The organism is Priestia sp. FSL W8-0524 (assembly GCF_038005965.1).
Classification (GTDB): Bacteria; Bacillota; Bacilli; order Bacillales; family Bacillaceae_H; genus Priestia; species Priestia zanthoxyli.
The window spans coordinates 3,428,404-3,441,832 of the sequence record NZ_JBBOUG010000001.1; the positions used below are offsets into that span (position 1 = coordinate 3,428,404).

Annotated in this window: 22 protein-coding genes and 1 pseudogene; 7 read left to right on the forward strand and 16 right to left on the reverse strand. The window is 34.3% G+C overall.

All coding sequences use genetic code 11. The features are described from left to right. Positions 1 to 699: 699 nt before the first annotated feature. The 8 genes from NST66_RS17935 to NST66_RS17970 form a co-directional block, all read right to left on the reverse strand. Complete coding sequence (locus tag NST66_RS17935) at positions 700 to 1,116, reverse strand: helix-turn-helix domain-containing protein (RefSeq protein ID WP_098112454.1); 417 nt, start codon at positions 1,114 to 1,116, stop codon at positions 700 to 702. Between the two features lie 191 nt (positions 1,117 to 1,307). Further along, entirely contained in the window at positions 1,308 to 1,460 is a 153-nt protein-coding gene (locus tag NST66_RS17940) for a YjcZ family sporulation protein (protein WP_013058439.1), read from the reverse strand. 283 nt (positions 1,461 to 1,743) lie between these two features. Then, complete coding sequence (locus tag NST66_RS17945; protein WP_081213975.1) at positions 1,744 to 1,851, reverse strand: YjcZ family sporulation protein; 108 nt, start codon at positions 1,849 to 1,851, stop codon at positions 1,744 to 1,746. A 201-nt stretch (positions 1,852 to 2,052) separates the two neighbouring features. Beyond that, positions 2,053 to 2,391 (reverse strand): CotD family spore coat protein, encoded by a 339-nt coding sequence (locus NST66_RS17950; RefSeq protein ID WP_340843619.1) that lies wholly within the window; start codon positions 2,389 to 2,391, stop codon positions 2,053 to 2,055. Between the two features lie 183 nt (positions 2,392 to 2,574). Continuing rightward, the gene (locus NST66_RS17955; RefSeq protein WP_028414904.1) at positions 2,575 to 2,763 is read right to left on the reverse strand and encodes a hypothetical protein; all 189 of its coding nucleotides are present in this window, start codon (positions 2,761 to 2,763) and stop codon (positions 2,575 to 2,577) included. A 125-nt stretch (positions 2,764 to 2,888) separates the two neighbouring features. After that, the gene (locus tag NST66_RS17960; RefSeq protein WP_328141717.1) at positions 2,889 to 3,632 is read right to left on the reverse strand and encodes an HAD family hydrolase; all 744 of its coding nucleotides are present in this window, start codon (positions 3,630 to 3,632) and stop codon (positions 2,889 to 2,891) included. 216 nt (positions 3,633 to 3,848) lie between these two features. Next, positions 3,849 to 4,031: a hypothetical protein gene (locus NST66_RS17965; RefSeq protein WP_033580015.1), complete on the reverse strand. Its 183-nt coding sequence runs from the start codon at positions 4,029 to 4,031 to the stop codon at positions 3,849 to 3,851. Between the two features lie 133 nt (positions 4,032 to 4,164). Beyond that, positions 4,165 to 4,371 carry a hypothetical protein gene (locus NST66_RS17970; RefSeq protein ID WP_028414907.1) on the reverse strand — a complete coding sequence of 69 codons (207 nt, stop codon included), beginning with the start codon at positions 4,369 to 4,371 and terminating at the stop codon, positions 4,165 to 4,167. A 513-nt stretch (positions 4,372 to 4,884) separates the two neighbouring features. Between NST66_RS17970 and NST66_RS17975 the strand changes: the two genes are divergently transcribed. Beyond that, positions 4,885 to 5,094, forward strand: a complete 210-nt coding sequence (locus NST66_RS17975; RefSeq protein WP_047750082.1) for an alpha/beta-type small acid-soluble spore protein — start codon at positions 4,885 to 4,887, stop codon at positions 5,092 to 5,094. An 83-nt stretch (positions 5,095 to 5,177) separates the two neighbouring features. Next, the gene (locus NST66_RS17980) at positions 5,178 to 5,336 is read left to right on the forward strand and encodes a hypothetical protein (protein WP_165636196.1); all 159 of its coding nucleotides are present in this window, start codon (positions 5,178 to 5,180) and stop codon (positions 5,334 to 5,336) included. A gap of 221 nt (positions 5,337 to 5,557) precedes the next feature. On the opposite strand, the pseudogene NST66_RS17985 reads toward NST66_RS17980, so the two are convergent. After that, positions 5,558 to 5,659, reverse strand: a pseudogene (locus NST66_RS17985) (esterase); the annotation flags it as partial. A gap of 265 nt (positions 5,660 to 5,924) precedes the next feature. Between NST66_RS17985 and NST66_RS17990 the strand changes: the two are divergent. Further along, positions 5,925 to 6,713, forward strand: coding sequence for a hypothetical protein (locus tag NST66_RS17990; RefSeq protein WP_034267511.1), 789 nt, complete (start codon positions 5,925 to 5,927; stop codon positions 6,711 to 6,713). Positions 6,714 to 6,717: 4 nt separating this feature from the next. Then, positions 6,718 to 7,188: a hypothetical protein gene (locus NST66_RS17995; protein WP_340843620.1), complete on the forward strand. Its 471-nt coding sequence runs from the start codon at positions 6,718 to 6,720 to the stop codon at positions 7,186 to 7,188. Between the two features lie 194 nt (positions 7,189 to 7,382). On the opposite strand, the gene NST66_RS18000 is transcribed toward NST66_RS17995, so the two are convergent. Next, positions 7,383 to 7,901 carry a YfiT family bacillithiol transferase gene (locus tag NST66_RS18000; RefSeq protein ID WP_098626245.1) on the reverse strand — a complete coding sequence of 173 codons (519 nt, stop codon included), beginning with the start codon at positions 7,899 to 7,901 and terminating at the stop codon, positions 7,383 to 7,385. Between the two features lie 268 nt (positions 7,902 to 8,169). Between NST66_RS18000 and NST66_RS18005 the strand changes: the two genes are divergently transcribed. After that, on the forward strand, positions 8,170 to 8,400 hold the full coding sequence (locus NST66_RS18005; RefSeq protein ID WP_155007738.1) for a hypothetical protein: 231 nt from the start codon (positions 8,170 to 8,172) through the stop codon (positions 8,398 to 8,400). A gap of 79 nt (positions 8,401 to 8,479) precedes the next feature. Here NST66_RS18005 and NST66_RS18010 read toward each other — a convergent pair whose 3' ends face one another. The 5 genes from NST66_RS18010 to NST66_RS18030 form a co-directional block, all read right to left on the reverse strand. Then, positions 8,480 to 8,971 (reverse strand): hypothetical protein, encoded by a 492-nt coding sequence (locus NST66_RS18010; RefSeq protein ID WP_155007737.1) that lies wholly within the window; start codon positions 8,969 to 8,971, stop codon positions 8,480 to 8,482. Positions 8,972 to 9,167: 196 nt separating this feature from the next. Next, positions 9,168 to 9,449: a hypothetical protein gene (locus NST66_RS18015; protein WP_025749994.1), complete on the reverse strand. Its 282-nt coding sequence runs from the start codon at positions 9,447 to 9,449 to the stop codon at positions 9,168 to 9,170. A gap of 81 nt (positions 9,450 to 9,530) precedes the next feature. Continuing rightward, complete coding sequence (locus NST66_RS18020) at positions 9,531 to 9,716, reverse strand: hypothetical protein (RefSeq protein WP_028414911.1); 186 nt, start codon at positions 9,714 to 9,716, stop codon at positions 9,531 to 9,533. Between the two features lie 557 nt (positions 9,717 to 10,273). Further along, positions 10,274 to 10,711, reverse strand: coding sequence for a DUF3267 domain-containing protein (locus tag NST66_RS18025; protein ID WP_235918727.1), 438 nt, complete (start codon positions 10,709 to 10,711; stop codon positions 10,274 to 10,276). A gap of 390 nt (positions 10,712 to 11,101) precedes the next feature. Further along, positions 11,102 to 11,683 carry a manganese efflux pump gene (locus NST66_RS18030; protein WP_063247141.1) on the reverse strand — a complete coding sequence of 194 codons (582 nt, stop codon included), beginning with the start codon at positions 11,681 to 11,683 and terminating at the stop codon, positions 11,102 to 11,104. A 119-nt stretch (positions 11,684 to 11,802) separates the two neighbouring features. On the opposite strand from NST66_RS18030, the gene NST66_RS18035 reads away from it, so the two are divergent. Then, complete coding sequence (locus NST66_RS18035; protein ID WP_028414916.1) at positions 11,803 to 12,444, forward strand: DUF1232 domain-containing protein; 642 nt, start codon at positions 11,803 to 11,805, stop codon at positions 12,442 to 12,444. 43 nt (positions 12,445 to 12,487) lie between these two features. On the opposite strand, the gene NST66_RS29300 is transcribed toward NST66_RS18035, so the two are convergent. Beyond that, a complete protein-coding gene (locus tag NST66_RS29300; RefSeq protein WP_049165968.1) occupies positions 12,488 to 12,760 on the reverse strand; it encodes a DUF3973 domain-containing protein in 273 nt (90 codons plus the stop codon). Between the two features lie 192 nt (positions 12,761 to 12,952). Here NST66_RS29300 and NST66_RS18040 point away from each other — a divergent pair, with 192 nt between their 5' ends. Further along, entirely contained in the window at positions 12,953 to 13,156 is a 204-nt protein-coding gene (locus NST66_RS18040) for an SPW repeat protein (RefSeq protein WP_235918726.1), read from the forward strand. The last annotated feature ends 273 nt before the right edge of the window (positions 13,157 to 13,429 follow it).

A 13,429-nucleotide genomic window follows, 5' to 3' on the forward strand; every position in this document is an offset into this window, starting at 1 on the left:
CGGGTAAATAGCTTGAAAAACAATGGAAACAGAATGCCTCCAATGATTGCTGTAATTAGTGCTTTAACTAACATCCAATACTCCTTTCTAAAAACTGTTAATATCCCTATATAGCTGGTTCAGTAGAGAAAACAACATCGCCCCATTTCCCGGGCAAATATTTTGGTAACCAATTAGGAATGTTTAAGAGTTGATCCCTTTCTATCACTCTACTTTCTTATGTAAAAGGTTTTACAATTAAAAGCATAATAAACATGATAATCGCAAACAAAGCTCCCTGAAGAACAAAGTTTATTGGCCTATGAGTAGCTTCATTTGCTTTTAGAAAATACTTTGACCATCTTGTATGCATCATTACTTTTGCACATAGGCTAAATAAAACCCCCGCAATGATTGAGGCAACTGCTGTTTTTAAGATATAAATTCACTCCTTTCTAAAACAATTAGAGGGTACCCATAACTTAACATAAACACCTAAATCATACAAAAAAACCATAGGAAAACGTATGGTAATCGCCCGTAAACCATTCGTTTACAGACGAAACTGTGAATTAGACTACGAAATTTTGTGAAAAACCGCTCATTTCCTTACTACTAACATTTTTAATAAACCCTCTAAAAGAAAATAATAGCCAATGTTAATGTTTGTATGACTACAAGTACAAAAACAGGCTTTAAGGTTCCTTAAAGCCTGTCCACTTACCTTTCTTCCTTAAAATCTTTTTTTATATTCCAAAACGTTTTCATTAAATCCTCATAAAAAAACATCGTTAGAAAACCTAGTATGGTAACCCCCGCTGAAAATTTACCTAAATCTAAAAATAATCCTACGAATACAAGAATGATTCCAACCACAAAACCAGGATCTGAAAAATCCTCACTTTTTTTTCGATCAATTGCTATTTTGCTTTGAAATGATTGATCTCCCTTAATTAATTCATCCAGCGTCACATTATAAACCTCACTTAACTTAATAAGGTTCTCAATATCCGGATACCCTTTATTATTTTCCCACTTATAGACGGCTTGTCTAGATACATTCATTTCCCCAGCTAAGTCTTCCCTGGACATCTTTTTTTCTTCCCTTAACTTCTGCAGCTGTTCCCCTAAATTCACTCTCATCACCTCTAAGGCTTAGCTTACAATAAATATGTAAAAAATTCCATAAACGCTTAGTAACAAGCTGTAAACCATTGGTTAACGCGGCAAATATAAAGCGTAATCACTGGACATGTACAAATTCAACACAGAAAAAAAGCTAGCATAAAGCTAACTTTTTTAAGTTAGAGATAAAGGCAGGCTAATAATTAGCAACCGCCAAATCCTCCCCAACAAGCACAGCCAATAATGATTAATAAGATAAACAGCACGATAATTAAAGCAAAACCACTGCCACCTCCGTAACCGCAGCCGCCGCCATAACCATAGCCACAACCTCCGCCATAACCGCCAAAGAACATAAACTTCACCTCCTTCTTCTTCATACATTTAGCATATGATAAAAAACGAAATGTGCTCCACGAAGTGGATAAACTACGTTTTATATCACTATAAAAAAACAATAACCTTTTAGTTTCTTTTACATACAATGAAGCATCCTCAGATCCCATATACGAGTTTTACGCCCTCTGCAATAGAGTGTTTGAATTCCGCCCAATCAGTTCTATTGCGTATAAAAGCACTCCCTCACAACCTCGAATAAAAAAGTCTTTCTCAAATTAGAGAAAGACTTTTTTATTGTTATTAACAGCCAAATCCGCGGCCGTAACAGCTGCATCCAATAATGACAAGAAGAATAAACAGAACAACTAATAAAGCAAAACCAGAACCAGCTCCACCATAACTAGACATATAAACACTTCCTTTCGTGATATTTAACTAAAGGAAAAAACTTTAAACTTACATGGGTTAAGGTATTATATGTAGACACAGCTCATATCGATTGGATTTTGGTCTAAAATGGGCTATTTTGTTTAACGATAGCTAAATAACATCCTAAATTTCACATAGTAAAAACCCTTCATTGTTAAAATGAAGGGACTTTTTTGGCTATCAGCACCAAAGACGAGGTCTAGGAGGACAGCTTGGAGCACAAAAATGTTGGTGCGTTTCCTGACATACAACGGATTCTGTATGCGGGAATGAGTGCATATATTTATAATTTTTTTGATAAACATTTGTAGTATGACTCGGATGCACCACTGGCACAAACACATCTTGACCAGTAAAAGATGTATTTTGTTTAACTGGGTCATACTGAGCAGGCATGGTTTGAGGAGGCAATTGACCACAAGGTTTAGCTTGAGGATAACCACAGTTACCTTGCTGAGGATATATAGCCCCGTGATAACCACCGTAATTAGAGTGCTGATAAGGATAGTTGTTTCTCATATTAAAAATCTTCTCCTTTCTGTTAGTAGACTCCTATTACTGTATGTGAAACAACCATAGAATGTTTGGACAAATACCTAAAAAAGACCCTAAATAGTTAGGGTCTTTTTTACTAAGAGAAAAAATGTGTATCCTTAGTAACATAGCTATGATACTAAGAAATAAAAGGTTTTTTAATTCCCCTTATTCCTCAAGATTAACATCCATCGCTCCGTTATCAATATTATTTAAAATGGTTTTGTTTTTATCGTCTAATTCATTACGTAAAAGTGAATTACGCGTCGCTTCGTATAAATCGTAGCTTCTTTCATCAACTGGAGAATTATGATCTTCACATATCATTTTTTCTGATTCTTTGGATTGACCTCCCATATCAGTCACCTCCTCTGTATAGTATGTGAGTTGATTAGAAAAAACATAAGAGCTTTATCTGGCTACTGTTAGGTAAGGTTTAATCAACGGTTAGCTGTTTCTGTATATTTTGTTTACATATGACCTTAGGTGGACACAACCGTTTCTTGAGCTTGCTTTTGAATGATTTCTGGAACTTCCAGCAGTGAATGAACGGTTATCATTTTACCTTTTGGCGCAATATCAATTTCAACTTGGTTATAGCTCCACTCCAGTTCAGAAGGTACATGAATCGCATGTATCCCAACCTCTACTGCCGGTCTTATATCGGTTTTTAATGAATTGCCAATCATCCAAGTCTTTTTTGGATCGTACTTAATTTGGTTTAGTATCTCTTTTAATGCAGATGTATCTTTTTGTTCAGAAATAAATACCCTTTTTTCAAAGTATTTAGCTAGCTCTAGCTGAACAATTTTTCTACCTTGATTTTCCTCGTCTCCACCTGTGTGTAAGTAGAGATCATGTCCTTGTTCTTTAAGCTTATCTAATACTTCATACATATTTGGCAGAGGCTCTATCGGTACTTCAAATACACTTTGGCCAATTTTTTTGACTCTTTCGACTCTATCTTCATGAATATCTTGATGATTTTGTTCACTAAAAAACAAATAAGTAGCTACTAATGATTCTGGAAAACGGGAAGAGTGAAGGCCGTACTTTTCGATGCTTTTTAAATCTATCTCTAACTGCTTTTGTTTTATTTCTTCCTTAGTCAGCTTCTCAAACCATTCCTGCAATTGAGCCACAAAAGCATTTATGGTGTCTCTAAAATATTTATTACAGTGAACAAGCGTATCGTCTAAATTAAAAAGTAAGGTTTGCTTCTGCATTTCGTGAAATCCTTTCTACAATGGATGTACAGACAATATATATATAAATACTAACCGCTTTACCTATCCACGCCTAAAACCAAGATGAATTTTCCAATACCTTAGGCACAAGCAATTGATTACTACACTGAAATGAGAATATTTAATGGAAAGATCCTTCTAACATATAAAATAGAAGGATCTTTTTATAAAATAAAACGCTGCAGAATATTCCTGCTAATAAATATAACGTTCAAAATGTTCTCTATTCATATTTGTTTTGAACGTAGAGGTACTCAGTCCTGAACGATTTATTAGCGGTTGGCTGCCTTCGTCTTCTTTAGGTATATTCATTTCAAGACCTTGTATAGTGAAAGGATCATACATATACGTTGTTCGTTCATTTTCTGTATGCGACATTAACTTCACCTCTATTAATAGCCCTCGTTTTTTTAAATCATGTTAACTCGTTTACAGCAGATCCTCTAATAAAAATAGCTACGTTTCATAGGTCTTTTCGCTAAAAAAGATCCGCCATTTTCGACTTTTTTTATTACGTTGTAATTTCTTGTGGCTCTTCGCCTTCAAGGTCAGTAAAGAAATTTTCTAAAGATTCCCTTGGGTCAAGAGCACGTCCGTCTTCTTCGACAATACGGTTAAGCGTAGGGTCATTATTGCTATCTTTATTTTTATAGTTGTTATAATCAACTCTTTCTGCAATTCCTGAATTATCAACGTCTTTAAAGTCTTTCTTTGGCATAAAAACACCTCCTAGCCCTATTGTTTGAAAATTTGAAGATAAAATAAGTGGAAGGTTAAGTTATATTTTTATTTCCCCAGAATTAATTAGATACTTGTTGCTAAGAGATATGTACAACATGCTTAATTGTTTTACGAAATAGGGAAACTAAAACGTCAAAACTGAATTTACAGAGGAAGAATAACTAAACACACTTCTTAAAATAGCTATAAAAAGCAATCATTTTTATTAATCCAAAGACTAATTCTTTAAAGAATTAGTCCTTTGTCATTCAATTAGTATACTCTTGAACATGAAAAAAGAATGACAAATGAACTGTCATTCTTTCTCCTACACATGGCAAGCGTATAGTTTTCTTCACAAGGAAATGAAACATGTAATTCCACTTTTCACAGAGTAACTTGTTTCTACTCTTTAGTATCATTAAATGATAAGGTCTAAACACCCACAAATTACCATGTATATACTTCTTGCCCTCTAGGAAACTTAAGGAAAACAAGGAGGTGACACAACATGGCAAACAACAAAAGCAGCAACAACAACGAATTATTAGTATACGGTGCTGAACAAGCAATCGATCAAATGAAATATGAAATCGCTAGCGAATTTGGTGTAAACCTTGGTGCTGATACAACTGCACGTGCAAACGGATCAGTAGGCGGCGAAATCACAAAACGTCTTGTGCAATTAGCTCAGCAACAACTTGGCGGCGGACGCTTCTAAGACAACTTTATAATTGATGGCTGAAGGAAGAATGGATCTCCATTCTTCTTTTTTGTACGAATAAAAAAGGAAGGAGAGATTATATGCAGCAAAATCAACCGGCTAAAGAAAATGCGGGCTTTACTGAAAAATCAGCAGCTTCTGCAACAAATGCTCAAAAAGTAAAACAAGAAATCCAAAGAGACATAAATGAAGGACAAGGTGCAATGACTTCTCGAGAAGCAGGCGCAATGCGCGATTAAAAAAACACTTTAAGCAGTTTTTAATCACGGACTCTTTGTATAAGAACCTATAAAAGTACCTCAATTAACCGAGGTACTTTTAGCAGTCTACTCTATTTCGATGCGGGAGATACTGTGACTTCGGGTGTGTTTCATCAGGTCCATACTAGTGAAACACAAAGGCAAACGGTCTAATCCCCAATATATAAAAGGCGAGCCTGCCTTGTCCACCTGAAAAATAATTAGTTTGTATTTTTTCCGTTGCCATTCAGTCCTTCTTTTATGTACCCGTTAACCTGACTATTTGAAAGCAACACAATATGTCCAATGCCATAAAGTTGAATATATTTCTATATCTTGAACAAACGAATCAAGACGCCGTGAAGCATCTAACCACCTCTTTATTAACATAATACCAATTGTTAGAAACAACATGTAAAAAAGCTCTCTATCGAAAAATAAAGAGCTTTTTCTCATCAACGAATTCTCCATTTTGACAAAGATTAAATGTATATCAATGGATTGCATAAAATAAGTAAACAAGACCATATTAAATATGAATGATAGGTATAAAAAGTATATTTCCTTCCAAACCATAGGAGATCGTATATGAATAATTATAAAAATGACAATACTGCAAGACGCTATATTGCTCATGTTAGTATATTTGGAACGACTCAAATCCATTTAAGAAACCCCTATATTGTTGCTTGGTGGTCAGCAGCTTTTCCAGGGTTTGGACACTTGCTACTGTCTAAATATCTTCGCGGCTTTGTGTTATTTATATGGGAGGTCGTCATAAACCTTAAATCTCATGTGAATTTAGCAATGATTTATTCTTTTCAAGGAAACATTGATATGGCCAAAGACGTGCTTAATACAAGATGGCTTCTTATTTATATTCCCGTTTATATTTTTGCTATATGGGATAGTTACCGAACAACCGTTGATTTAAATAAAATATACGTGTTAGCTGAAAGAGAAAATCATCGGTTCAACTCCTTTAGTATAGGAGCCATGGAAATAAACTATTTAGATAAACGGAATCCCATCTTGTCGGTTGCCTGGTCCTTTTTGATGCCAGGTCTAGGACAACTTTATATTCATCGGATCATTGGTGCTTTCTTTGTTATCATTTGGGCAGTCATTTTCTTTTATTACTCTCACCTGCTTGAAGGGATTTCTCTACTATTTTTAGGAGAAATAAAACAGGCTACTTCAGTTTTAAATAAAGAATGGTTGTTATTTTTCCCTTCCCTATATGGTTTTGCTACTTTTGATTCCTACATGAATACTGTTGAGAACAATAAACTTGTGGAAAGAGAGCAAAAAAATTTCTTCGAGAAAACGTATCAACATCCAAGCTTTTGTATTATGAAAGGAAAAAAGGTGGAGTGAGAATATGCAGATTTTTTCTACATTTGAATACTCCAGTTACATAGAATTAGCTGTTTCAGAGCTAGAAAGAAAAGGGATAAAGAAAGAAGGTATATTTATTGTTCCTCTCAATAATCGAACGGAAGATCGCCGGATTTTTGATAGCCTTCATCGAGCCGATGGAGTTTCTCTTATTGATTTAGGAATGACTATAGCCACAGCCTTTTCAGTCATTGGTGCAAGCATTGGTTTTAAACTAAGTTGGGGACCCATCTACTGGGGACTAATTAGTGCTTTTATCGGATTTATCTTAGGACTAGGAATTAAACTATTTATGTTTAAAGTAGTCAGGAAAAATCAACGGCTTTTACGCGGCAAACATTCGGAAGTCATACTCATTGTTGATTGTCATACGGTGGACGCCGGAGTGGTTGAACAAACTTTGTGGGAAAACCTTGCCTTAGGTGTTTCGAAAGTCAGATCTGATGGCTTATAAAAATAAGTCATCACCAAGCAAGATACAGGATGAATGAATCACTATGCAAGTTTGGTAATAACTTCCTTAACACATTGAGGGAGTTTGTCTGCTTTTAAGCTGTATATTTTTTAATTAACATAATGTCATGTTATTAGAACCAAAAAAGCTTTTAAAAAGAGCTTTTTTGGTTCTAACATATGTTAAATGCCTTTCTACCATCCTTTTTGATTTCTTAATGTCGTAATATGAGCAACATGATGCTTTCCATGCCACGCATAAGTAGCTATCAATTGCTCAATCGTCACTTCCCCGTTTTCAGGATGGTTGATCGTTTTCTTCAAATCTTTTTCATTAAGTGAGTTTAACAATTTATGAAGACGCTTATGTAAAGCTGAAAAAAGTTGGAGAGAAACTTCTATGGGTAGCTCATTATCAGGAAGATTCGACCAAGCCACTTCATCATATGCTTTAATAGTAGGCTCTTGCTCTGTTAACCCTAATTTAAAACGGGTATAAGCATTCATATGGGAGTCAGCTAAATGATGGACAACTTGACTTAATGTCCAGCCGCCTTCTCGATAAGGCGTGGCTAATTGTTCTTTTGTCAGTCCTTCTACAGCATCAGCTAATTGCTTTGGGGCATCTCCAATGTCATGAATCCAACCTTGAATATCTTCTTTCTGAATATTTTCCTTCAAGGTAAATTTTCCAATAGGATATTGATTAAACATACTTCTTCCTCCCTTTCTAATTTTGTTACTATCTATTATATCAATTTTAAATATAAATAAATTCAAATATTCAGAATTAAATATAGGTGAAAAATTATAATTTATAAATATGGTGTGTACTTTCAGTTACCCTCATGTACCTTCTACGCAGTACAAAGACCTGCCTTTGCTATAATTCATGATAATCCCCCCCTAAATTAGGCCGTTTTTAATAAAAACAATAAACATATAGAAAAACTTGCCGTAAAATTAAGTTGAGGTGAGTAAAATGAGCAGTGATTATAAAAGCTATTTCTACAAAAAGTTCTTTTTAATATATTTTATTACCCTTTCATTATTTATTATCGTTGATATTATAGAATCAGGAAGAATTACACTTTTTTCTTTTGCAGACAGCTGGAATTTCATTTTGTATCAAATTGGTTTTTGTTTAATTGCTATTGGCTTTTTTAGTGCCTTCCTTGCAACCTTATTATGGAAAATAAAAAAAGTTAAATAAATACGTCATAGCTCCCCACAGAAATAACAAAAGACCTTCAGCTATTAGAAGATCTTTTTTGGATAGTTGCTTTAAGCGCTTATAATCTTGACTGAGAATCATTGGTTTGCCTAATTACTTTTTCCACAATGTACTGATATCCATATAAAACAATGGCTAAAACCGTAGTCATCCCCCAGTACATGCTTGGCGACATCTTTTTCATTTTAAATATGCCCGCTTTTTTCAAAGCACCGCCAAAAGGGAAAATATTAAACCAGTCTAACACCGTATTGGCAAGTAAGTATTTTAGAAAAGAGCCGTACGTTAGCTTAAATATCCAAAGTGTTCCTATTAAGTGCGGACCTAATATATAAGTAAAATCTATAGGTGCTTTAGGAAATAAAGGATTGTTATTTCTAAACCATTTTTTCTGATTGGCAATGACGGTAAACACAATGATGAATAAGTTAGCGAAAGTAGCTACAGGCAAAAAGCGGACAAATGATTTTGTTCCTATAAAAGGCGCAGTTAACCATGGAAAGATTAGCACGCTTAAAGAAATGATCAATTTTCTTTTATACTTACGCATGAATTGTCTCCTCAAACTGTATTTTCGTAAATATTATTACCTAAAATTGAAAGTTTATGTAATATACCACAACGATTCCAGACAAAGATAACCTAGCTAACGATGACATACGTTTATTTCTAGTGACGATGGCATTAAAATCCAATCCTCAAAAAAAGAAGCATCTAGTCTTTAAAGACTAAATGCTTCTCCTCCTTTACACCTTATAGATTTCATTAGACGACAGCCAGTCAACGAATTGATGATACGGATAATATGTAGTCCCTTTCAGCTCTATTTTTGGAGCTCCAGGATATTTAGTTAACAGTTCTTCAATTTCACCCTTACTCAAATGAAAGTGATAGTGTAGATCTTTTTCTTTAATCAAATAAGGATATTTTGATTTCCTTTGAGGTTTACTAAAATTTTTTAAACCATCGCCTATAAAATAACCAAGGGCAGCTAATCCTAACGCTAACCAAAAAAAGTTCATTTCCAAAACAGGATACCCTCCAAACATTTCTAATAAATACATTCTAGCGTAAGATTCATAACAAAGAGATCTTACTTTATAAGATCTCTACAAATTAGCCAGTTTTTCATCAGCTATAAACTTCATAAGTATACCTGCCCCTGAAACATTTAATAATATGCTGCTTCCTAAAATAACACCATATAATAATCCAGCTATATGTAATGTTAAAGCTAAAATCAGAAAGACTGTTCCTATACCGACTAAAAATAATCCCAAGCTTCGATTATCCATCTATTTCACCACCAAAAAAGTAAATATAGTTATATTTTAACATAATTATAATTATTTCACTTATCAAAAAGAAGGAGAAGCTAAGCTATGTTAGTTTCCCCTTCTTTTTGTAACTCCAGTTTTCATTAAAAACCCTGCGGATATAATACAGGCAGCAGATAAAAGCAACCCTGTTAATCCCTGTTTTAAAATAAACCCAAAGATTATAATAGAAAATGATCCTAAAAAGAACATCAACTTGACTAAAACATTTCTTTTGCTCATTTATCCAATCATCTCGATTCTATATACAAATAATACATATAGTTACTCCCTCTGTTCTCTTTGTCCAGCACTCCAAGCTAACGCTAATATAGAAATCGTTACAACTAGTGCAGTCACCATAACTATATCCACCCCTTATTCCTTATAATTACATTTTAACATAATTTTAGAATACTGTTTGAACGGAGGTTACCCGAAACTAACTAGTATAAAACGGATTACCAGCACAAAAAGGGCACCTAATTACTATAGGTGCCCTTTTTAGGTATTAGTACAAATAGACCCCTGTCCTACTACTTTACTTGGTAATAACCTCTGCAAAAAAACGAGTTCTTCGGTTTAATCGCAATTAAAAATGAGTTATAGATATCTGAGCCAGAAATGAATGTATTTATCCAACATACAAATAATAGGATGGATCTAATATTTCCTGATACATAGAACGACGTAATAGCAGGAACTATCGATAATACAAGAAAAGGCAAGCTCATAAAGATCCAATATCTCGTTTTAGATAGAGTTGCATTTGTATTGAGCCAGAAAAATATTCCGCTAAATGTCAAGCTCACATCACCTTTTTTATATACGACTAAAACGTGCAGACATTCATGAATAGCAAAGACAATCATACCCATTATAATAAGATAAAAGAGATTGATGTGAGTAAAGTCTGCTCCAAAGAAATAAGGTATCAATAGAATAATAATTTGAAGTAAATATACAAACTTCATATAGTGTTTTCGATACCACGTATTCTGGATAAAAGGCGTCCATTCAGAAAAGTCCCTGCTTATTTGTGGCAAGTGGCGAAACCAAATGATGATAAGCGTTCCCTCCCTTGTCCAAACTTCCACTAATTATGCGTTTGTTTTAACGTAAAATCTCCTAATATATATTACACTTTATTATTTAAATATTGAGTAAGTAAATACACTGCAGCATTTGTAAGTTGATCAATATGTCCCTCCCCCCTAATATAAAGAATATATTGAATATATTGATTATATTTCCATTTTATCATAGGTTAGTGGATGAACACGATATACGAACTTGATCAACATAATGGACTAACTTAAAACATAAGGAAGAGACGCCGCTTGCTTTAAATGGCGTCTCTTCTTTTAGAATATTTGAGTAAAAGCTACAATTAAAATCGTAATCCCGCTGATTAACGTTCCAAATTGACCTAATGTAAACTTCCCAATTTGAACATTTGCTGCTTTTTGCCCCACCATTACTCCTAGCCATACCGTTATAAAACTACCAAATGCTGATGTAAGCGAAATAGCTAAAGGTGATAAACCAAGTAAACCCGCTCCTAGACCGTTTGTAAGTGCATTGGCTGAAAGTGCAACACCTAGCACACTGCTTTCAACCCAGCCAATATATCGTACGTTTTCTTGACCACTACTATCTAATTCATCAATTTCATTATTTTTTTGGGAACCAACTAATAAAATAATTCGAATTCCAATTAGCGTTAATAATACGACGGCTACAATAACATGGAACACCCCTGGTAAAATCGTTGAAAGCCATCGGCCAAACATAATCCCGGTCATGCTAAAGAGGAAACAAATAGCTGCTATTAGTAAATTAGAAAGCCATTTTATCCTGATTTTTCGTACTCCATAAGATATTCCTACACCAAAGTTATCTATACTTGATGATAGGGCAAAACCTAAAATGAATAACCATTCCATTTTGTATTCTCCTTTTGATGATAATATTGAGGAAATTTGCTTACTTGTTGCATATATTGTTGATAAACCTTCAATAAAATGAGTACTGCGCGTTGAAAAATATAAAGAGGTGAATCGCAATGTCTAACATCCAAAATGAACAAAGCCTTGGTCTGTTATTACGGTCTTTATTAAAGGAAAATGCTTTATCTATGCGGAAACTAAGCTCACTTACGGGGATTGATACGGCAACTATTTCACGGATTATAAATGGAAAGCAGCAAGCAAATCTACATCATTTAAAGCAATTTGCACACTATTTAAATACGCCTCTTGAAGCATTGATTGATCCTGCTGAAGCTGCTTCAAACCATACAGAAAATGAACTAGAAACAGGCATTCATTACTCCATCGATAAAATTCAAGAAATACTTAAATCTTTTAATATAGCAGATACCAACTTTACGATTGAACGTGTAAAACAAGAACTAACAAAATATAAGCAATATGCACAGACAGACGAAGGACACAGCATGATCATAAATAACTTTCAATCCAAAATAGAGCAAGTAGGAAGCGTTGGTACTTTCATCGACCAATTAAAGCAAATGTATCTTGAATATTGTAGCGAAGAAACCTCAGCCGCCAAGCGCTCTATATTGGGAAGTGCGCTATTGTATTTTATTTTGCCTACCGATATTATTCCAGACTACGTCTTTCCAATCGGTTATTTAGACGATGCAATAGCTGTACAACTAGTGATGAATCAACTTACGGAATAAAAACTGAGTTTTATTAAGGGAACTGAACGCGGCATTCCGCTATTTATTGTGAAAATGGAACTTTTTCTGAACCATGACGATGAGCAGGCAAATACTCTATTGCCTTCTTTAATTTAGATAATTCCTTTGGCACAATCTTTTTAATAATTTTTTCTTTTTTACATGGCTCGCATGACTCATGGTTGCATCTATGTGCACACATACCTAAAGGGATTTTCTCTCCTACAAATGGATCTATATAGACTCCATTTTCAAATAACTTACTCTTAATAAGATGTTCATTTTGCAATCTGCAGCAATTAACACAATAGTACATTTGTTTTCACTCTCTTTCTTATACTTGATTTTGAAACATCTTATGAGAACTCATCAACAGAAGTGCTTGTTCCTACATGAAAAGTTGAAAAAATCTCAACAGGCGTTGATGAATACTCAACACACGTTACTTCCAAACATATAGTTTAATCATGACATCACTACGAGTATCATAATTTGAGGAGAGATAATGATGAAAGCAAGAGGAATTGCTAACGCTGTAATCGGTATTTGGTTTGTTATGGCCCCGTGGATGCTTGGGTTTTCATACGATGCAGGGGCTACGTCAGCAAGTATTGTATTTGGAACCCTTCAACTGGTTATGTCTTTTTGGGGAGTTACTAAACCCGGATGGAATTCATGCCAAAATTGGATTTCGCTCATTACCGGATTATAGTTTATTCTTTTTCCCTTTATTTATTCATTAACAGACGGTGTGCTTTGGTCTAGCGTCATACTTGGGTTAATGACCGTATTACTTAGTTTATGGAGCTTGAACTCTAAAGCAAGATTAAAATTAAAAGCTGTAAGTTAAAAAGCGAATAATATTCCAGTGTTTGCTTAAACTACTCAAGATACCGCAACGTATCGACTATGTGAGAAATAATTCTCCTAGCAGAAAAGCTCCCTACGGAAATAGGGAGCTTTTTCTGCTTTTTATGTAAGGACG